This window comes from Nocardia sp. CA-136227 (assembly GCF_050955695.1).
Lineage (GTDB): Bacteria > Actinomycetota > Actinomycetes > Mycobacteriales > Mycobacteriaceae > Nocardia.
In genome coordinates, this window is the sequence record NZ_CP192081.1 from 3225606 (window position 1) to 3244972 (window position 19367).

At 70.2% G+C, this 19367-nt stretch carries 16 protein-coding genes and 1 pseudogene; 9 read left to right on the forward strand and 8 right to left on the reverse strand.

The features are described 5' to 3' along the window. Position 1: 1 nt before the first annotated feature. Positions 2 to 541 carry a hypothetical protein gene (locus ACQP06_RS14865; protein ID WP_433672741.1) on the reverse strand — a complete coding sequence of 180 codons (540 nt, stop codon included), beginning with the start codon at positions 539 to 541 and terminating at the stop codon, positions 2 to 4. Positions 542 to 802: 261 nt separating this feature from the next. Next, positions 803 to 1723, reverse strand: a complete 921-nt coding sequence (gene ypfJ / locus ACQP06_RS14870) for a KPN_02809 family neutral zinc metallopeptidase (RefSeq protein WP_433672742.1) — start codon at positions 1721 to 1723, stop codon at positions 803 to 805. A 120-nt stretch (positions 1724 to 1843) separates the two neighbouring features. Here ypfJ and aspS point away from each other — a divergent pair, with 120 nt between their 5' ends. Next, positions 1844 to 3637, forward strand: a complete 1794-nt coding sequence (aspS, locus tag ACQP06_RS14875) for an aspartate--tRNA ligase (RefSeq protein ID WP_433673330.1) — start codon at positions 1844 to 1846, stop codon at positions 3635 to 3637. Positions 3638 to 3715: 78 nt separating this feature from the next. On the opposite strand, the gene ACQP06_RS14880 is transcribed toward aspS, so the two are convergent. Then, positions 3716 to 4771: a hypothetical protein gene (locus ACQP06_RS14880; RefSeq protein WP_433672743.1), complete on the reverse strand. Its 1056-nt coding sequence runs from the start codon at positions 4769 to 4771 to the stop codon at positions 3716 to 3718. Positions 4772 to 4967: 196 nt separating this feature from the next. Here ACQP06_RS14880 and ACQP06_RS14885 point away from each other — a divergent pair, with 196 nt between their 5' ends. Together ACQP06_RS14885 and ACQP06_RS14890 are read left to right on the forward strand one after the other, a co-directional pair. After that, entirely contained in the window at positions 4968 to 6137 is a 1170-nt protein-coding gene (locus ACQP06_RS14885; RefSeq protein WP_433672744.1) for a phosphotransferase family protein, read from the forward strand. 42 nt (positions 6138 to 6179) lie between these two features. Continuing rightward, complete coding sequence (locus ACQP06_RS14890) at positions 6180 to 7571, forward strand: replication-associated recombination protein A (protein ID WP_433673331.1); 1392 nt, start codon at positions 6180 to 6182, stop codon at positions 7569 to 7571. A 110-nt stretch (positions 7572 to 7681) separates the two neighbouring features. Here the strand turns inward: ACQP06_RS14890 and ACQP06_RS14895 are convergent, their stop codons facing one another. After that, entirely contained in the window at positions 7682 to 8341 is a 660-nt protein-coding gene (locus ACQP06_RS14895) for a CatB-related O-acetyltransferase (RefSeq protein WP_433672745.1), read from the reverse strand. A 71-nt stretch (positions 8342 to 8412) separates the two neighbouring features. On the opposite strand from ACQP06_RS14895, the gene alaS reads away from it, so the two are divergent. The 6 genes from alaS to ACQP06_RS14925 all read left to right on the forward strand — a co-directional run bounded on the left by alaS (position 8413) and on the right by ACQP06_RS14925 (position 15088). Next, positions 8413 to 11079 carry an alanine--tRNA ligase gene (gene alaS, locus ACQP06_RS14900; RefSeq protein WP_433672746.1) on the forward strand — a complete coding sequence of 889 codons (2667 nt, stop codon included), beginning with the start codon at positions 8413 to 8415 and terminating at the stop codon, positions 11077 to 11079. Between the two features lie 120 nt (positions 11080 to 11199). After that, complete coding sequence (ruvX, locus tag ACQP06_RS14905) at positions 11200 to 11724, forward strand: Holliday junction resolvase RuvX (protein WP_433672747.1); 525 nt, start codon at positions 11200 to 11202, stop codon at positions 11722 to 11724. Then, complete coding sequence (locus tag ACQP06_RS14910; protein WP_433672748.1) at positions 11721 to 13220, forward strand: endolytic transglycosylase MltG; 1500 nt, start codon at positions 11721 to 11723, stop codon at positions 13218 to 13220. The genes ruvX and ACQP06_RS14910 overlap by 4 nt, the downstream gene beginning before the upstream one ends. Next, a complete protein-coding gene (locus ACQP06_RS14915; protein WP_433672749.1) occupies positions 13195 to 14019 on the forward strand; it encodes a shikimate dehydrogenase in 825 nt (274 codons plus the stop codon). The genes ACQP06_RS14910 and ACQP06_RS14915 overlap by 26 nt, the downstream gene beginning before the upstream one ends. Before the next feature lie 222 nt (positions 14020 to 14241). Continuing rightward, positions 14242 to 14712, forward strand: a complete 471-nt coding sequence (locus ACQP06_RS14920) for a B-4DMT family transporter (protein ID WP_433672750.1) — start codon at positions 14242 to 14244, stop codon at positions 14710 to 14712. A gap of 142 nt (positions 14713 to 14854) precedes the next feature. Further along, positions 14855 to 15088, forward strand: a complete 234-nt coding sequence (locus tag ACQP06_RS14925) for a hypothetical protein (protein ID WP_433672751.1) — start codon at positions 14855 to 14857, stop codon at positions 15086 to 15088. Positions 15089 to 15175: 87 nt separating this feature from the next. Here ACQP06_RS14925 and aroB read toward each other — a convergent pair whose 3' ends face one another. From aroB to ACQP06_RS14945, 4 genes and pseudogenes are all read right to left on the reverse strand, one after another. Further along, complete coding sequence (gene aroB / locus ACQP06_RS14930; protein WP_379273510.1) at positions 15176 to 16294, reverse strand: 3-dehydroquinate synthase; 1119 nt, start codon at positions 16292 to 16294, stop codon at positions 15176 to 15178. Between the two features lie 650 nt (positions 16295 to 16944). Then, positions 16945 to 17484: pseudogene (locus ACQP06_RS14935) on the reverse strand (shikimate kinase); the annotation flags it as partial. Then, positions 17481 to 18695, reverse strand: a complete 1215-nt coding sequence (gene aroC / locus ACQP06_RS14940) for a chorismate synthase (protein WP_433672752.1) — start codon at positions 18693 to 18695, stop codon at positions 17481 to 17483. The gene aroC and the pseudogene ACQP06_RS14935, both read right to left, overlap by 4 nt. A 51-nt stretch (positions 18696 to 18746) precedes the next feature. Beyond that, a complete protein-coding gene (locus ACQP06_RS14945; RefSeq protein WP_433672753.1) occupies positions 18747 to 19331 on the reverse strand; it encodes a prepilin peptidase in 585 nt (194 codons plus the stop codon). Positions 19332 to 19367: the final 36 nt, after the last annotated feature.

A 19367-nucleotide genomic window follows, 5' to 3' on the forward strand; every position in this document is an offset into this window, starting at 1 on the left:
GTCAGGCCGGAGCGAAGGCGTTCAGCAGGCGCTGGAACAGATCGTCGAAGTGCTTGCGGGACGCCTTCTGCTCGTCGCTGAGGCCGTCGGTGATCTCGGGCGCGTACACGATCAGATGCAGATCCTGATCGCGGTGCTCGGGCATGTAGTCGATGATCGAGGTGCCCTTGTCGGTGGCGTCCGGGGTCCCCATATCGGCGGTGACCAGCGCTTTCATCTCGGTTGCCGCCGCGGTCAGGACATCGGCGGGCACCTTCCCGTTGACCGGCTGCGCGGTGGGATCGGACCGCTTCACCGCGTGCCCGTCCGCTTGCACCTCGAGGGAGGGCCGCAGATCGGTCCGGGTCTGCCAGCCCGCGGGCAGGGCGGTGAGCGTGAACAGCGCCGGGGGAGCGGCCGCCGCCGGTCGCACCCCCGCGAATCCGCCGGCGCCCGTGAGCAACACCGCACACGCCGCCGCGGTCAGCGCGCCCCGCCATCCGCGCCGCCGCACCGCGATTCCCGCCACGCCGGGTTGTCCCGCCACCCCTGCTGTTCCCATCGCATCCCTCCAAGTCCCTGGTGAGCGTGCGCCCGCCGCCCGCAGATTGTTGCCCCGCACCCATCCGGGCGCGCAGCGCCACGCCGACGCCGCACCGGAAGGAGACACGGCTCGCGGGATTCGCCCGAATTGGCCCGTGGCGAGGTACCCGGCGGTCGCGCCGGGCCGGTCCATCGAGTGGCCCACCGGCATCGAGCGTCCGGGGCGGGACATGGCGAGGGCCCCGTCCGATTCGGACGGGGCCCTCGGGTCGGGTCGGGATCAGCGCAGGGCGGGCGGGTTGCCGAGGTCCTGGGCGGAGTAGGTGTCGCAGGCTTTGACCTGGCCGGTCTTGTAGCCGGTCAGGAACCACTTCTGGCGTTCCACCGAGGAACCGTGGGTCCAGGCTTCGGGGTTGACGCGGCCGGTGGCGGCCTTCTGGATGCGGTCGTCGCCGACGGCGGAGGCGGCGGAGAGCGCGTCGCGAATGTCGTTGTCGGTCAGCGGCTTCAGGAAGGGCTGGCCGCCGCCGGGGGCGGGCAGCTTGTCGGCGTAGGCGGCCCAGACGCCGGCGTAGCAGTCGGCCTGCAGCTCGGTGCGGACCGCGCCGGAGGTCGGGCCCTTGGGGTCGCGCTGGGCCTTGTTGATGTCGCCGAGCTGGTTCTGGATGTGGTGGCCGAACTCGTGGGCGACCACGTACTCCTGGGCCAGGGGTCCGCCGCTGGAGCCGAAACGGTCGACCAGTTCCTGGAAGAAGCTGGTGTCGAAGTAGGCGGTCTTATCGGCGGGGCAGTAGAACGGGCCCACCGCCGAGGACGCGCGCCCGCAGGCGGTGTTCACCGCGCCGGAGAACAGCGTCACCTTCGGGGCCACGTATTTGCGGCCGGTCTGCTTGGGCAGCTCGGTGCCCCACACATTGTCCAGGCTCTGGACGGTGGCGATGACCCGGCAGTCCACGTACTTGTTGGCGTCCGCTCCGGTCTTGCAATGCTCGGGGGCGGTCGCGGTGCCGGACTTGGAGTTCGAATCCGCACCCGTGAATTGGCCCAGGATGCTGCCCGGATCGCCGCCGAGCAACAGGGACGCGATCAGCGCGATGATGCCCAGCGCGCCACCACCGAGAGCCAAGCCGCCGCCCAGACCGGGTCCACCGCCGCCACTCACCCGGTTCGGGTCGATTTGCAGGCCCTCGTTGAAGGTCATGCGTATCACTCTGACACGGGCGAGCGGATATCGGTTTCCACTCGCCGCACGTGTCTCTCTACGATGGGTCTGCACCTGGTCACCCGCACCGGTGCTTCGAGTCCCGTCGAAAGGAATCCCGTGCTGCGCACCCACTTGGCTGGTTCGCTGCGAAGCGAGCACGCCGGTCAGACCGTCACCCTCACCGGCTGGGTGGCCCGGCGGCGAGACCACGGTGGCGTGATCTTCATCGATCTGCGTGATGCTTCGGGTGTGGCCCAGGCCGTCTTCCGTGAAGGCGAGCCCGCGGCGGCCGCCCACAAGCTGCGCAACGAGTTCGTCGTGAAGATCACCGGCGTGGTCGAGAACCGTCCCGAAGGCAGCGAGAACCCGAACCTGCCGACGGGCGCCATCGAGGTCAACGTGACCGCGCTCGAGGTGCTCAACGAGGCCGCGCCGCTGCCGTTCCAGCTCGACGACGAGCCGGGTGAGGAAGCCCGCCTCAAGTACCGCTACCTGGACCTGCGCCGCGAGGGCCCGGCGCACGCGATCCGCCTGCGCTCCAAGGTGAACACCGCCGCCCGCGAGGTGCTGGCCAAGCACGCCTTCATCGAGGTCGAGACCCCGACCATGACCCGCTCCACCCCGGAGGGCGCGCGCGACTTCCTGGTTCCGGCCCGCCTGGCGCCCGGCAAGTTCTACGCCCTGCCGCAGTCGCCGCAGCTGTTCAAGCAGCTGCTCATGGTCGGCGGCATCGAGCGCTACTTCCAGATCGCGCGCTGCTACCGCGACGAGGACTTCCGCGCCGACCGCCAGCCGGAGTTCACCCAGCTCGACATCGAGATGAGCTTCGTCGAGCAGGAGGACGTCATCCTGCTGGCCGAGGACATCCTCGCCGCGCTGTGGAAGCTGGTCGGCTACGACATCCCGACCCCGATCCCGCACATGACCTACGCCGAGGCCATGCGCCGCTACGGCTCGGACAAGCCCGACCTGCGCTTCGAGGTCGAGATCACCGAGATGATGGACTACTTCAAGGACACGTCCTTCCGCGTGTTCCAGGCTCCTTATGTCGGTGCGGTCGTCATGCCGGGCGGCGCCTCGCAGCCGCGTCGCCAGTTCGACGCCTGGCAGGAGTGGGCCAAGCAGCGCGGCGCCAAGGGCCTGGCCTACATCACCTTCAACGAGGACGGCACCCTCGGCGGCCCGGTCGCCAAGAACCTGACCGACGCCGAGCGTGAGGGCCTGGCCAAGCAGGTCGGCGCCGAGCCGGGCGACTGCGTCTTCTTCGCCGCCGGTGAGCAGAAGTCGAGCCGGGCGCTGCTGGGCGCGGCCCGCGGCGAGATCGCCCGCAAGTGCGGTCTCATCGACGAGAACGCCTGGGCCTTCGTCTGGATCGTGGACGCCCCGATGTTCGAGCCGACCGCCGACGCCACCGCGAGCGGCGATGTGGCCCTGGGCTATTCGGCCTGGACCGCCGTGCACCACGCCTTCACCTCGCCCAAGCCCGAGCACCTGAACACCTTCGACACCGATCCGGCGTCGGCGCTGGCCTACGCCTACGACATCGTCTGCAACGGCAACGAGATCGGCGGCGGCTCGATCCGTATCCACCGCCGCGACGTGCAGGAGCGGGTGTTCCAGGTGATGGGCATCGGCGAGGCCGAGGCGCAGGAGAAGTTCGGCTTCCTGCTCGACGCCTTCTCCTACGGCGCCCCGCCCATGGGCGGCATCGCCTTCGGCTGGGACCGCATCACCGCGCTGCTGGCCGGGGTGGACTCGATCCGCGAGGTCATCGCGTTCCCGAAGTCGGGCGGCGGCGTCGACCCGCTGACCGACGCGCCGACCCCGATCACGCCGCAGCAGCGTCAGGAAGCGGGCCTCAACGCCAAGCTGGACGCGAACGGCAACCCGGTCAAGGACGAGGGCAAGTAGCCTCGACACCGATATACGACGACGCCGCGCTGCTCGGGCAGCGCGGCGTCGTCGCTTTTCGACTCGGTCGGGCGGCGGTCAGTACACGACCAGCCGCCCGGTGAGGGTCCGGTAGGCGTAGGTGGTGGCGATCGCGGTCACCGGCCCGGCGATCAGCAGGCCCAGCCCGCAGAACAAGGTGCCGACCACCGTCATCAGCAGCACCGCCAGCGCCAGCAGCGACACCTGCAGGGCGTTCGCGATCACCAGCCGCGCACTGGACTGGATCGCGGCGATCGGATTCTGGTCCTGATCGATCACGAAATGCAGCGCGAACATGCACAGCACCCCGACGATCACCGCCGGGAACAGGCACAGGATCGAGGCCAGGAAGCACGCCGCGAACACGATGAGGGCGGTGATGAGCACATTGCCGGCGTTCACGAATCCGAAGAAGGCCGGGAAATCGGGTGGGGTGCCGTCGGTCTCGTAGAGCGCGCCGCGGATCATGGCCGCCTGCAACAGCCACACCACCAGCGACGCCACCGCGAACAGCAGCACCACCGCCGACAGCGACTGGACGTCAATGATTCTCACCAGCAGGGTGACCAGCAGCCAGGAGATCAGGCCGATCAGCACCATGCCCACCCACGGAACGGCATTGAGCCGGAACCGATCCCACCCGTAGGTGAGGGCGCCGCCCACATCGAGGCGCTCGCGCGGCGGACCGTAGGACTGCTGCGGCACGGGCTCGGTGTCGGGGCCCGCGGCGGGCGGCGGTGTCGAGCCCGGTGGGAAGCCACCCGGGGGAGGCGGATTGCCCGGCGCCATCGCGCCCGGCGGCAACTGCTGCGGCGCGCCGCCGCCGACGCCGGGAGGACCTTGGGGCGCGCCCGGCTGCGGGGTCAGGGCCGGCGGGGGCTCCACGGGCTCGCTGCCGTAGTGCGCCGCGCCCGGTCCGTCGAATTGCGGGTACCCGGCGAGGCCGGGCAGCTGGTGGCGGGCGGGCCCGGGGCCGGGGTCGGCGGCACCGGAAACCGGTGCGGGCTCGGGGTTTTGGTGATGTCCGGATTGCGGTGGGTACTGTTCGCCGCCCCGGGCGGCGGGACGGTCGCCGGAGGGGTCGTACGGTGCTGAGGGCGGCGTGCCAGTCATGGTCGCAAGCCTTTCACATTTCCCGGTTTACGGTGTGGCGCACAGCAGTTGATCCAAGAGACAACTAGACCCCGCTGGTTGTGTCAAGCAACCAGCGCCGCGTGGGCAAACCCTTCACAAAGACACGCCGTCCGACGCGCGAAAGGTTGTGCAACCGCTCGCTGAAAGTGACCTGGCGGGAGTACCTTGGGTTCCGATGACCGCACTATTGGCCGAACGCGCCGCCGAAGTCGTGTCCGCGGCACAACAGTTGCTCACAAAGCGAATGGGTGCTGCGGTAAAGCTGAGTGACCCCATGGAGCTCAGCGGCAGTGGTAGGACGACGGTCCTACGTGTCCGCGTTGCGGAGAACGCCTTCTCGCTCCCTCGCACACTCATTGTGAAGCAGGTAGCGGGTCCGGCGACGGAGCGACGTACCGGCGGCATGGCGCCGGGGGTCGCCAGCATCGATTCCGCATTCCTACGCGAAGCGGTCTCGTACCAATTCACCACCGCCCTCGGTCGCGACCATCGCCCAGGCGCCTACTTATTGGGCTACAGCCTGCCCGGCCGCCTGCTCATTCTCAGCGATCTCGGCGAGAACCTCTCGCTCACCGCGGTCCTGCAGTCCGGTGTCGAGCCCAACAAGCGCAACGCGCTCATGGCGTTCGCCCAGGCGCTGGGCCGCATGCACGCCGCGACCGTCGGCCGCGAAGCCGACTTCGTCGCCCTGCTCCGCCGCGTCGACGTGGTGCACCGGGTGGACGGCATCGCCCAGCAGGCCGAGTCCGCGGTCGCCGAGGTGCCGATCATGCTGCAGCGCGAACTCGGCATCGAGGTGCCCGGCGAGATCGCCGAACGCATCGTGCGCGGCAACCGCCTGTTCTCGGCCGGCCGCTACCGCGCCTTCAGCCCCTCGGACCTGTGCCCGGACAATGTCATTCTCAATGACGAGGGCGCCCGCTTCCTCGACTACGAGTGGGGCGGCTTCCGCGACGCCACCCTCGACATCGCCTACGCGCTGGTCTCGTTCCCGGGCTGCCTGTGCGATTTCGAGCTCTCCCGCGAACGCGCCCACCAGATGGTGGAGGCGTGGCGGTCGGAAGTGGTGGCGGTCTGGCCCGCGCTGGCCGACGACGCCGTGCTCGCCGAACGCATTCTCGAGGCCCGGCTCATCTGGGTGTGGCTGTCCACCTACTGGTTCCTGCCCGCCGACCACGCCCGCATCGCCGCCGCCCGCGAGCACGGCCTGTCGATTCCGCGGTCGGCCGCGCTGATCAACCGCTGGGCCGCCCTCGCCGAGGACGCCCGCTGCACCGGCGACGACACCCTCGGCGACTTCGCCGAGCACGTCTCGGCCACCCTCGAGGAGCGCTGGGAGGAGTAGCCGTGCTTCACCACCATCGATCGCTCGGTGTCGCCGTCAGCGATGGTGTCGGAGCCGATCGGTAGGGTTCGGGGCGTGAGTGATGGGCTCTTCGACGCACCGGGCACGCAGGCCGTCGCCGACGACTTCGCGGCGAGCGCGGTGCGCTTACCCGCTGCCGACGATCGGTTCGCGCCGCTGGCCGTGCGCATGCGTCCGCGCACCCTCGACGAGGTGGTAGGCCAGCAGCATCTGCTCGGTCCCGGCTCCCCGCTGCGCCGGCTGATCGAGGGATCGGGTGCGGCGTCGGTGCTGCTGTACGGTCCGCCCGGAACCGGTAAGACCACCCTCGCCTCGCTGCTCTCGCAGGCCACCGGCCGCCGGTTCGAGGCGTTGTCGGCGTTGTCGGCGGGCGTGAAGGAAGTGCGCGCGGTCATCGATCTGGCGCGGCGGCGGCTCACCGTCGGCGAACAGACCGTGCTGTTCATCGACGAGGTGCACCGCTTCTCCAAGACCCAGCAGGACGCGTTGCTGGCGGCGGTGGAGAACCGGATCGTGCTGCTGGTCGCGGCGACCACCGAGAATCCGTCGTTCTCCGTGGTGTCGCCGCTGCTGTCGCGGTCGCTGGTGCTGCAACTGCGGTCGTTGACCGAGGCCGAGATCCGTGAGGTGCTGGCCCGCGCCATCGCCGATCCGCGCGGGCTGGCGGGGGAGTACACCGTCACCGACGAGGCCCTCGACCACATCGTGCGGATCGCGGGCGGCGACGCGCGGCGCTCGCTGACCGCACTGGAGGCCTCGGCCGAATCCTCCCTGGACGGCACTGTGGGCGTGGAACTGGTGGAGGCCAGCGTCGACAAGGCCGCGGTGCGCTACGACCGCTCCGGCGACCAGCACTACGACGTGATCAGCGCCTTCATCAAATCGCTGCGCGGTTCGGACGTGGACGCCGCGCTGCACTACCTGGCGCGCATGATCAGCGCCGGTGAGGATCCGCGATTCATCGCCCGCCGCTTGATGATCCAGGCCAGCGAGGAGGTCGGCATGGCCGACCCCACCGCGTTGCAGACCGCGGTCGCCGCCGCCCAGGTGGTCCAGCTGGTCGGTATGCCCGAGGCGCAATTGGCCTTGACCCAGGCCACGATTCACATCGCCACCGCCCCGAAATCGGGGTCGGTGGTCAAGGGCATCGGCGCGGCCATGGCCGACGTGCGCGCGGGCAAGGCGGGCGCGGTGCCCCCGCACCTGCGCGACGGTCACTACGCGGGCGCGGCCGCGCTCGGCAACGCCCAGGGGTACAAGTACCCGCACGATCACCCGGATGGTGTTCTCGGCCAGCAGTATCCGCCGGACGAACTGGTCGGCACCGACTACTACCACCCGACCGACCACGGCTACGAACGCGAAATCGGCCCGCGCGTGACCAAACTCCGCCGCATCGTCCGGGGCAGATAGCGCCCCGGGCGAGTATGCGTCGCGCGCCGAATTGCGGTGGAAGCCAAAAGCGGTCGTGCGACGCCTCCCGAATACGTCTGCGCCGCAGGTCAGTCCATGAGCGGGTCGCCTCAGTCCATGAGCAGATCGTGGTGGCGGGCGATCCGCTCGATCTCGGCGGGGCCGCCGCCCATGATGTCCCGCACGTACTCGGTGATCAGGTCGACGGGCCAGTTCCACCAGGCCGCCCGCAGCAGCATGGCCACCTCCGCGTCGCTGAAGCGCTGCTTCACCACCTGCGCCGGATTGCCGCCGACGATCGTGTACGGCGGCACGTCGGCGGTGACGACCGCGCCGGTGGCGATGATCGCGCCGTCGCCGATCCGGACGCCCGGCATGATCAGGCTGTTGTAGCCGAACCACACGTCGTTGCCGACCACGGTGTCGCCGCGGGACGGGATCGAGGTGATGATGTCCATGGTCTCCTCGGCCCAGGTGCCGCCGAAGATCGTGAACGGGAAGGTGGACACGCCCGCGGTGGGGTGGTTGGCCCCGGCCATGATGAACCGGGTGTTGCTCGCGATGGCGCAGTATTTGCCGATGATCAACTTCTCGGGCCCGAACGCGTACAGCACGTTGTCGGTCTCGAAGGCCGTCGCCGCTACCGGATCGTCGAAGTAGCTGTAGTCGCCGACCTCGATGTTCGGCGAGGTGACGTGCGGTTTCAAGAAGACGGTCCGGTGCGCGTGGGGGAGCGGGAAGCGCTGGGATGGGTCAGGGATCACAGTCACCCAGGCGATGGTAGCTATCGCCCGGTGGTGGGTGGAAACTCCCTGGACTCGGACCGGTAGGCTGGATACCTGTGCAGACCCACGAGATTCGACGGCGCTTCCTGGAGCATTTCGTAAAGGCCGGACACACCGAGGTACCGAGTGCCTCGCTGATCCTGGCCGACCCCAACCTGCTGTTCGTGAACGCGGGCATGGTCCAGTTCGTGCCGTACTTCCTCGGTCAGCAGACCCCGCCCTTCGACACCGCGACCAGCGTGCAGAAGTGCGTGCGCACCGGCGACATCGAGAACGTCGGCGTCACCACCCGCCACAACACCTTCTTCCAGATGGCGGGCAACTTCTCCTTCGGCGCCTACTTCAAGCGCGGCGCCATGGAACTGGCCTGGTCGCTGCTGACCGGCCCGGTCGAGGACGGCGGTTACGGTTTCGACCCCGAAAAGCTGTGGGTCACCGTCTATCTCGACGACGACGAGGCCGAGCAGATCTGGCGTGAGCTGGGCGTCCCGGACGAGCGCATCCAGCGCCGCGGCATGGCCGACAACTACTGGTCCATGGGCATCCCCGGCCCGTGCGGCCCGTGCTCGGAGATCTACTTCGACCGCGGCCCCGAGTACGGCGTCGAGGGCGGCCCCGAGGCCGACGAGGACCGCTACCTCGAGATCTGGAACCTCGTGTTCATGCAGAACGAGCGTGGCGAGGGTCGTGGCAAGGACGACTTCGAGATCCTGGGCCCGCTGCCCAAGAAGAACATCGACACCGGCATGGGCGTCGAGCGTGTCGCGTTCCTGCTGCAGGGCGTCGACAACGTCTACGAGACCGACCTGCTGCGTCCGATCATCGACAAGGCCGAGGAGCTGACCGGCCGCTCCTACGGTGTCGAGCACGCCGACGACGTCCGCTTCCGCGTCATCGCCGACCACGCCCGCACCGCCGCCATGCTGATCGGCGACGGCGTCAACCCCGGTAACGACGGCCGTGGCTACGTGCTGCGCCGCCTGCTGCGCCGCATCGTGCGCTCGGCCCGCCTGCTGGGCGCCGACAAGCCGGTGATGGGCGAGTTCATCAAGGTCGTCGCCGACCTCATGTCGCCGTCCTACCCGGAGCTGCTCACCGACTTCAAGCGCATCGAGAATGTCGCCGTCGGTGAGGAGGCCGCGTTCCTCAAGACCCTGAGCACCGGCACCAAGCTCTTCGACGAGACCGTCGACGAGGTGAAGTCGCACGGCAGCAAGAAGATCAGCGGCACCGACGCCTTCACCCTGCACGACACCTACGGCTTCCCGATCGACCTGACCCTGGAGATGGCCGCCGAGGCCGGCCTGCAGGTCGACGAGGAGGGCTTCCGCTCGCTCATGGCCGAGCAGCGCAAGCGGGCCAAGGAGGACGCGCTCTCGCGCAAGCACGCGCACGCCGACCTGACCGTCTACAAGGAGTTCGTGGACCGCGGCGCGACCGAGTTCACCGGCTTCGACGAGCTGGCCACCGAGGCCACCGTGCTCGCCCTGATCAAGGACGGCGTCCGGGTGCCGGTCGCCGAGGCCGGTCAGGACGTCGAGGTGATCCTGGACCGCAGCCCGCTCTACGCCGAGTCCGGCGGCCAGATCGCCGACCGCGGCTCGCTGAGCTCCTCGCACGGGCTCAAGGTGACCGTCAACGACGTGCAGAAGATCGCCAAGAAGGTGTGGGTGCACAAGTCCACCATCGAGGCCGGTCAGCTCACCGAGGGCGACACCGTGCTGGCGCAGGTCGACCCGACCTGGCGGCACGGCGCCACCCAGGGCCACTCCGGCACCCACATGGTGCACGCCGCGCTGCGACAGGTGCTGGGCCCCAACGCCGTTCAGGCCGGCTCGCTCAACAAGCCCGGCTACCTGCGCTTCGACTTCAACTGGCAGGGCGCGCTGACCGAGCAGCAGAAGGCCGACATCGAGGCGGTCTCCAACAGCGCGGTCGGCGACGACTTCCCGGTCAACACCTTCGTCACCGACCTGACCTCCGCCAAGAAGATGGGCGCCATGGCGCTGTTCGGCGAGAACTACGGCGACGAGGTGCGCGTGGTGGAGATCGGCGGACCGTTCTCCATGGAGCTGTGCGGTGGCACCCACGTGGCGCACTCCTCGCAGATCGGCCCGATCACCGTGCTCGGTGAGTCGTCGGTCGGTTCCGGTGTCCGCCGCGTCGAGGCCTTCGTCGGCCTGGACTCGTACAAGTACCTGGCCAAGGAGCGCGCGCTGCTGGCCGGTCTGGCCTCCTCGCTGAAGGTGCCCTCGGACGAGGTGCCCGGCCGCGTCGAGCAGCTGGTCGAGCGGCTCAAGGTCGCCGAGAAGGAGCTCGAGCGCACCAAGATGGCCGCGGTGCTGTCCAGTGCCGGCACCTTCGTGGAGCAGGCGCAGCGGGTCGGCAAGGTGCTGCTGGTCGCGGCCGCTGCCCCGGCCGGGGTGGGCGCGGGCGATCTGCGCACCCTGGTCCAGGACATCAAGGGCCGCTTCGGTTCCGAGCCCGCCATCGTGGTGCTGCTCGGCAATGCCGACGGCAAGGTGCCGTTCGTGGCCGCGGTCACCAAGGCCGCCCAGGATCTCGGCATCAAGGCCGGGGACCTGGTGTCCGCCTTCGGTCCCGCGATCTCGGGCCGTGGTGGCGGCAAGCCGGAGATGGCGCAGGGCGCCGGCTCCGATCCGTCGGGCATCGAGGCGGGTCTGGCCGCCCTGCGGTCGCGGGTCGCCGAGCTCGCCGGGTAGATGGACGACTCCGACACATCGCGGCCGGAGCCGGGGACAGCACGGCCGGAGCCGGCCACATCGCGGACTGATTCGGGAGATTCCTCCGGATTTGCCCGGACGCCCACCGAGGCGTCCGGGGTGTCCGCGGACGGGCGCGGCTTCGCGTCCGAACGGCCCAGCGTCGAGGCCGATCCGGGGCGTGGCCGCCGCATCGGCATCGATGTGGGTTCGGTCCGGATCGGTGTCGCCTCCAGCGATCCCGACGGTCTGCTCGCCACCCCGGTCGAAACCGTGCCGAAGACCAAGAAGGTCGCGCCCGGAACACTCGCGCCCGATCTGTCCAGAATTGCCGAGATTGTGCGGGAGTACGAGGCGGTCGAAGTGATCGTCGGCTTGCCGCGCACCTTACGCGGGGAGAGCGGCGCGTCGGCTAAGCTGGCGGCCACCTTCGCGGGACGTTTGCGGAACCTCATCGCACCCGTGCCGGTGCGACTTTCCGACGAACGGTTGACTACGGTGTCTGCTGCACGTGCGTTGCGAGACAGTGGAGTTCGCGCACGCGGGCAGCGGCAGGTCATCGATCAGGCCGCCGCCGTGTCGATCCTGCAAGGATGGTTGGACGAACGGAGTGCCCTATTGAAGCCGCGTGGTGAGGACGCATGACCGACCGCTGGACGCGGGCCGAGGAACGCTACCGGCAGAACGCCGAACGGCGTTATCGCCGCGACGATCTCGATTGGTCCGAGGCGGACGATTACGAGGACGACACCACCGTCATTCCGCGCTACGAGGACGAGCTCTACGAGGGTGAGCCCTATCCGGGCGAGGAGTTCGACGACAACCCCCCGCTCGACCCGGAACCCCCGCGCCGCAGCGCTCCCCCGCGCACCGAGCGCGGACGGGCCGACCGTGGCCGCCGCACCGAGCGGCCCGGCCGCGCGGGAGGGAAGGTGGGCGGTGGCCGGGGCCAGCGGCCCAAGCGTTCCCGGATGGCGTCGCGGAAAGCCGCCGAGCGCAAGCGCCGGCGCCGCAACCTGTTCGTCATCGCGGGCGTGTTCGCGATCCTGTTCGTCGGCGCGGTCGGCTTCGCGGGCTGGAAGTTCCTGGGCAAGCTGGGCGGTCCCGAGGACTTCTCCGGACCGCAGGGCCCGCTGGCGATCATCCAGATCAAGCCCGGCGACACCGCCACCCAGATCGCGGACACCATGGCCGACAAGGGCGTGGTGGCCAGCAGCGGCGCGTTCTACGAAGCGGCCGTGCGCAATACCAACATGAACTCCATCCAGCCCGGGTACTACGCCATCCCCAGCCACAGCAAGGGCGCCGAAGCGGTGACCGCGCTGTTCGGCAAGGACGCCCGGGTCGGCAATGTGGTCATCTCCGAGGGCCGCCAGTTGCACGACTCCAGCGACGTCAACACCGGCGCCCGCAAGGACGGCATCTACCGCAAGATCGCGGAGGCCAGCTGCGTCGGCGCCGGCAGCGCCGCCAAGTGCGTCACCTACGAGCAGCTCGACCAGGCCGGGTCCACGGGTGATCCGATGGCGCTGGGTGTTCCGACGTGGGCGCTGGAACGGGTCAAGACCGTGCCGGACCGCTCTCGTCAGCTCGAGGGCCTGATCGCCGGCGGCACCCTGGATTTCGATCCGACCGCGGGCCCGCAGGACATTCTCAAGCAACTGGTGACCGCGAGCGCGAGCAGTTACGAGGCGTCCGGGCTCATGCAGTCCGGCGCGGCCAACGGCCTGAGCGCCTACGACACGCTCATCGCGGCGTCGCTGGTGGAGCGTGAGGCGCTGCCGCAGGACATGTCGAAGGTGGCGCGGGTCATCGTGAACCGGCTCGCCGCGCAGCAGCCGCTGCAGTTCGACTCCACCGTCAACTACGCGCTCGACAAGACCGAGGTCGCCACCACCGACTCCGATCGCGCGCACAAGACCCCGTGGAACACCTACGCCATGCCCGGCTTGCCCGCGACGCCGATCTCGGCGCCGTCGCTGGGGGCCATGCGCGCCATGGAGAATCCCGCGCCCGGCCCGTGGCTGTACTTCGTCACCATCGACAAGCAGGGCACCACGTTGTTCACGGAGAACTACAACGAGCACCTGCGCAATATCGAAAAGGCCAGGCAGAGTGGAATTCTCGACAGTGGACGGTAAGCGCAGGGCCGCCGTGCTCGGCAGCCCGATCGCCCACTCCCGTTCGCCGCAACTGCATCTGGCCGCCTACCGGGCGCTGGGCCTGGACTGGACCTACGAGCGCATCGAGTGCACCGGCGAGCAATTGCCCGGACTGGTCGACGGACTCGGCCCCGAATGGGTGGGCCTGTCGGTGACCATGCCCGGCAAGGTCGCCGCGCTCGGGTACGCCGACGAGCGCACCGAACGCGCGGAACTGGTCGGATCGGCGAACACGCTGGTGCGCACCGACTCCGGCTGGCGCGCCGACTGCACCGACGTGGACGGCGTGCGCGGCGCGCTGGAAGGCGCGGGCGTGCAGGAGATCTCGCGTGCCCTGGTGCTCGGCGCGGGCGGCACCGCCCGGCCCGCGCTGCTGGCCCTGGCCGATCTGGGCGCGCACACGGTCTCCATCGTGGCCCGTGACCGCGGTCGCGCCGCCGAAACCCTGGAACTGGCGGAGCAATTGGGCATGTCGGCCGAGATCCTCGGCTTCGACCCCGAGGGCCTGTTGTTCGTCTGCTCCGACGTCGACGCCGTCGTGAGCACCGTGCCCGCGGAAGCGGCCGCGGCCGTGGCGGATTCGGTGGCCGCGGCGCCGGTGGTGCTCGACGCCATCTACAACCCGTGGCCCACCCCGCTCGCCGCCGCGGTGGAACGGGCGGGCCACACCGTGGTGAGCGGCCTCGAGATGCTGCTGAACCAGGCCTACGGCCAGGTCGAGCAGTTCACCGGGAAGCCCGCTCCGCGCGCGGAGATGGCGGCCGCGCTGCGGGAGTGATCGCGGTTGTCGGAGTGCCTCCGGATCGGGTCGACGCGGATCGGACCATCGACTTCTGTTCATGGCGGCCCGGCGCTACGGCGCATGGGCGGTGGTGCGGACCTGCTCGGCCGGAGCGTGTCGGCCCCGGATGGGGCCTGACGCCCCGGTCGGCTAAGGTTCTGTAACAAGTTTCAGTTCATTTGGTTCGGCCGGGCGGCCGCGCAGGGTTAAGGTGATCACATGAATGCGTGGGTGTTGCGCGCCGTGGGCTTGGGGGCGCTGACCGTTGTGCTGGAGACGCTGCTCGGGGTGGGCATGCGGTACTGGCCGACCGCGGGTGTGTGGATGCGCATCCTGAGCCTGATCGTCCTGGTCGGCGCCGTCGTGATGTGGGGCCTGCTGGACGGCCGCTCCGACCGCCAGGCCAACCCGGATCCCGAGCACGGGACCGATCTGACCATGCGCTGGCTGAAGGCGGCGCTGGCCGCGGGTGTGGGCTCCCAGCTGGTGGCCTGGATCCTCGACTTCATCCCCGGCTTCGATCTCGGCGACCAGGGCCTGGTCTTCAATGTCACCTCGGCCGCCGCGTTCATCGTGCTGCTGATCTTCATCCCGGTCATGCTCGGCGTGGTGCTCGGCCGCTGGCTGGTCGGCCGCGAGGGCAAGAAGTCGGCCCCCGCCGCGCCGACCCAGGAGCCGGTCAGCGCCTGACGCTCCCGCTGAACTCGACCCCGCGCCACATTCCTTGTGGCGCGGGGTTTTTCGTTTGCGCGCCGCTTTCCGCAGCGTCCCGATTCCGCGGGGCCGACGAGTTGCCGGATCGGCGGTGACATCGTGGGGGCAGAATATGGCTATGGATACTGTCACCGCTCTTGATCTGCGGAGACTGTTGGCCGCAGATGACCCCGAAGCATGTCTGGTGCTGGCCGAAGGCCGCACGCAGGTAGCCACCGGCGCCGACGCGCCGGGCATGAGGCTGATCGACCGGTCCCAGGTGCTGGCTCGGCTGGGCTCGGATCCGCAGGAACTGGCGCTGGTCGAGTACGCGGCGCTGCTGGACTCCGAGATCCGGATGCAGGGCGGCTGACCCGCCCGGATACGACGAAGCCCGTCGCCGATTCCCGGCGACGGGCATCGTCGTGACTACCGCCGTGTCCTACGAGCGGGCCGTGTCCTACAGCAGGATGGCTCCGCCGGTCGGGCCGTCCTCGCGGGCGATGGCCGAGTAGGCCGCGGCCAGGAGGCTCGGGTCCGGGCCCTCCAGGCGGCCCGGCTTGGCCAGGCCGTCGAGCACCACGAAACGCAGCACGCCCGAGCGGGTCTTCTTGTCGGTCTGCATGGCGTCCATCAGCTGCGACAGCGCGTCGGCGTCGTAGGTGGTGGGCAGGCCGATGCTCTCCAGGATCGCCTTGTGCCGGTCGGCGGTCTCGTCGTCGAGACGTCCGGCCAGACGGCCCAGCTCGGCGGCGAAGACCAGGCCGACCGAGACGGCCGCGCCGTGCCGCCACCGGTAGCGCTCGCGGCGCTCGATGGCGTGGCCCAGGGTATGGCCGTAGTTGAGGATCTCGCGCAGATCCGATTCCTTCAGGTCGGCGGCCACCACATTGGCCTTGACCTGGATGGCGCGGCGCACCAGCTCGGGCAGCACGTCGCCGGTCGGGTCCAGGGCGGCCTGCGGGTCGCGCTCGACCAGTTCCAGGATCACCGGGTCGGCGATGAAACCGGCCTTGATGATCTCGGCCATGCCCGCCACGATCTCGTTGCGCGGCACCGTCTCCAGGGTCGCCAGGTCCACCATGACCGCGGCGGGTTCGTGGAAGCAGCCGACCAGGTTCTTGCCGGCCTCGGTGTTGATGCCGGTCTTGCCGCCGACCGCGGCGTCCACCATGGCCAGCAGCGTGGTCGGGACGTGCACGATGTCGACGCCGCGCATCCAGGTGGCGGCCACGAAGCCGGCCAGGTCGGTGGCCGCGCCGCCGCCGAGGCTCACGATCAGGTCCTTGCGGGTCAGCCCGATCCGCCCGAGCACCTCCCAGCAGAACCCGGCGACCTGCAGATCCTTACCGGCCTCGGCGTCCGGGATCTCCACCCGGTGCGCGTCGATCCCCTTGTCCACGAGGGCCTTGCGCACCACCTCGGCGGTCTCGGCCAGCGGCGGCTGATAGAAGATCGCGACGGTCCGCACCGCGGACCGTCCGGTCACCTCGTCGACCAGATCCCCGAGCAGGCCCCGCCCGATGATCACCGGGTACGGGTCCGCGGTACGAACCTCGATGCGAGTCGGCTCGCTCATGCTTGCTGCTCCGATTCTGCTTGTGCGGATTGATCTGCGCTGTGCTCGGCGCGCGCCCGCGCGCGTGCCCGTCTGGCGCGGGCACGGCGGGACCGGCCGCTACCGGGCGCCGCCACGGTGCCCGAGGCCCGGTCCGAACCTGGTTGCGCGGCGGGAGTATCCGGGCGCTCGGCGGCCGCGGTGGTCTCCGCCGCCGATGCCGCCTGGGACGAACTCTGGCCACCGGCGGTGGGGTTCGAGGGCGCACCGGCCGCGCGCGCGGCGCGGCGGCGCCGTCCGCCGACCGGACGTTCCGAGGCGGCGGTGCCGGAGTCGGTGGCCGGTGCGGTCGTGGAAACCGTGGCGGGCGTACCGGATTCGGTGGCCCGGCCGCCCCGGCGGCGCGAACGGCGGTTGCGGCGACCGCGTTTCGTGGTCTCGGCTCCCTCGGCGCTGTCCTCGGACCGGCCGCCGGGACCGCGGCCATTGCGCTCGGGAGCACTGGAATCGGCCGTGGCGGTGGTCGTTTCGGTTCCGGTCGCGGTGTTCTCGCCGCGGCCCTTGCCGCCCCGGCGGCGTTTGCGGCGCGCGCGGGAGCGGGAGGACGCGGCCGACTCGGCGGGCGTGGTGTCGGTGGCCGGGTCCTCGGGGCGCTCGACCGGCTCGATACCGAGTTTGGCCAGGATCATGCGGACGACGCGGCCGGGGCTGCGGCCGTCGGTGCGGACCCGCACGGTCGCCACCTCGCGGTAGAGGGGGCGGCGGGTCTTCATCAGTTCGCGGTACTTCTTGGCCGGGTCGTCGCCGTTGAGCAGCGGGCGATTGGTGCTCGCGCCGGTCCGGCGCAGGCCCTCGCCGACACTGATCTCCAGGTAGATGACCGTGCGGTCGCGCAGCAGTTCGCGGGTCGCCGCCGAGAGCACCGAGCCGCCGCCCAGCGACACCACGCCGTGCCCGGCGAGGACGGCGTCGCGGACGACCTCTTCCTCGATGCGCCGGAACTCCGGCTCGCCGTCGGTCGCGAAGATCTCCGGAATCGTGCGCCCGGTGCGCTCCTCGATTCCGGCGTCGGTGTCGTACAGCTCCACGCCGAGCTCACGGGCCAGCTTGCGCCCGATGGTCGATTTGCCCGCGCCCGGCGGGCCGACCAAGACGACATTCGGTGCGGGCCGGTCGGTTTCGCCCGGCGCCGCACTGTCCTCGGTGGTCACTGCCCGGCGTTGCCCGGAATGTGCGGGCGGGCGTTGATCCGCTTCAGGTACGCGTGGATGTTGTCGATGGTCTCGGGCAGCGAGTCGCCGCCGAACTTCTCCAGCACCGCCTGCGCAACGACGAGCGCCACCATGGCCTCGGCGACCACACCGGCGGCCGGGACCGCGCACACGTCGGAGCGCTGGTGAATGGCCACCGCCTCCTCGCCGGAGGTCATGTCCACCGTCGACAGCGCGCGCGGCACCGTCGAGATCGGCTTCATGGCCGCGCGCACCCGCAGCGCCTCGCCATTGGTCATGCCGCCCTCGAGGCCGCCGGCCCGGTTGGTGGAGCGCAGCACGCCGTCGGGGCCCGGGCGCATCTCGTCGTGGGCCTGGCTGCCGCGGCGGCGGGCGGTCTCGAAACCGTCGCCGACCTCGACGCCCTTGATGGCCTGAATGCCCATGAGCGCGGCCGCGAGCCGCGAGTCCAGGCGCGCCTCACCGGAGGTGAACGAGCCCAGGCCGACCGGCAGGCCCTCGATGACGACCTCGACCACACCGCCCAGGGTGTCGCCGTCCTTCTTAGCCGCCTCGATCTCGGCGATCATGGCCGCCTCGGCGTCCTTGTCGAACGCGCGCACCGGCGACTCGTCGATGGCGTCCAGATCCGCGGCGGTCGGCACCACACCGGTGGTGTTGGCGGCCGCGCCGATCGACACCACGTGCGAGATGACCTCGACCCCGAGCGCCTGACGCAGGAAGTTCTTGGCGACCGTGCCCGCCGCGACACGGGCCGCGGTCTCCCGGGCGCTGGCGCGCTCCAGCACATTGCGAGCGTCGTCGAAGCCGTACTTGAGCATGCCCGAGTAGTCGGCGTGGCCGGGACGCGGACGGGTCAGCGGCGCATTGCGCGCCAGCTCGGCCAGCTCGGCCTGATCGACCGGGTCCGAGGACATGACCTGGGTCCACTTGGGCCACTCCGAGTTCGCCACCTCGATGGCGACCGGTCCGCCCATGGTGCGGCCGTGCCGCACGCCGCCGACCATGGTCACCACGTCGGCCTCGAACTTCATCCGCGCGCCACGCCCGTACCCGAGTCGACGCCGGGCCAGCTGCGCGCCGATCTCGGCGGAGGTCACCTCGACACCGGCCACCATCCCCTCGAGGATGGTGACGAGAGCAGGACCATGGGATTCTCCGGCAGTTATCCAGCGCAACACGAGTGACATCCTTTCATGAATACCGAGGTGCCTGGACACACGGCCCGCGCGAACCCGATGTCAGCGCCCGGCCAGCAACGCCACCACGCTCGCCGCACACATGGCGGGCCCGTGCGCGAGCGTCGCGACCTCGCCCGCCACGCCGCCACCTCGCCCGGCGGCCGCCGATGCCACTGTGCGCGGTGGTTCGCGCCACACACGGATCACCGCGCGATTCACCGGCCGCGCGCTGCCGCGCCCGCCCGGCGACCACGGTGGAGCCGGAACGAGCGGGATGCGGGACCCGAGGGTGGGCGTCATGAGTGTTCCCGCCGCGGCGCAGGCCGTCAGCATCGGTGCGGTCAGCGCGGCCCACGACCAGGTCCAGGCTCCGCCCAGGGCGGTCGCCGCGCCCAGGCCCAGCGCGAGTTTCACGTCCCCCGCGCCGAGTGCGGGCGGGCAGCACAGGTGCACGACCAGGTAGGGGAGCGCGAGCATGAGCCCGCCCGCCACCGCCAATTCGGGTGTGCCCACGGCGAATCCGTAGCCGAGGATCACCACCGCCCCGGGCAGGGTGAGGGCGTCGGGCAGCCGGCGCTCCCGCGCATCGAAGGCGCTCAGGGCCGCGCACCACACCGTGAGCACCAGCATCGCCGTCCAATTCATGCTTCGAGGTTCTCGCGTCCGCGGCCCGCGTGGGCG

Coding starts and splice junctions, on each gene's coding strand:
- ACQP06_RS14865 (WP_433672741.1), bottom strand. CDS start 541: ATGGGAACAGCAGGGGTGGCGGGACAACCCGGCGTGGCGGGAATCGCG.
- ypfJ (WP_433672742.1), bottom strand. CDS start 1,723: ATGACCTTCAACGAGGGCCTGCAAATCGACCCGAACCGGGTGAGTGGC.
- ACQP06_RS14880 (WP_433672743.1), bottom strand. CDS start 4,771: ATGACTGGCACGCCGCCCTCAGCACCGTACGACCCCTCCGGCGACCGT.
- ACQP06_RS14885 (WP_433672744.1), top strand. CDS start 4,968: ATGACCGCACTATTGGCCGAACGCGCCGCCGAAGTCGTGTCCGCGGCA.
- ACQP06_RS14890 (WP_433673331.1), top strand. CDS start 6,180: ATGGTGTCGGAGCCGATCGGTAGGGTTCGGGGCGTGAGTGATGGGCTC.
- ACQP06_RS14910 (WP_433672748.1), top strand. CDS start 11,721: ATGACCGACCGCTGGACGCGGGCCGAGGAACGCTACCGGCAGAACGCC.
- ACQP06_RS14920 (WP_433672750.1), top strand. CDS start 14,242: ATGAATGCGTGGGTGTTGCGCGCCGTGGGCTTGGGGGCGCTGACCGTT.
- ACQP06_RS14925 (WP_433672751.1), top strand. CDS start 14,855: ATGGATACTGTCACCGCTCTTGATCTGCGGAGACTGTTGGCCGCAGAT.
- aroB (WP_379273510.1), bottom strand. CDS start 16,294: ATGAGCGAGCCGACTCGCATCGAGGTTCGTACCGCGGACCCGTACCCG.
- aroC (WP_433672752.1), bottom strand. CDS start 18,695: ATGTCACTCGTGTTGCGCTGGATAACTGCCGGAGAATCCCATGGTCCT.
- ACQP06_RS14945 (WP_433672753.1), bottom strand. CDS start 19,331: ATGAATTGGACGGCGATGCTGGTGCTCACGGTGTGGTGCGCGGCCCTG.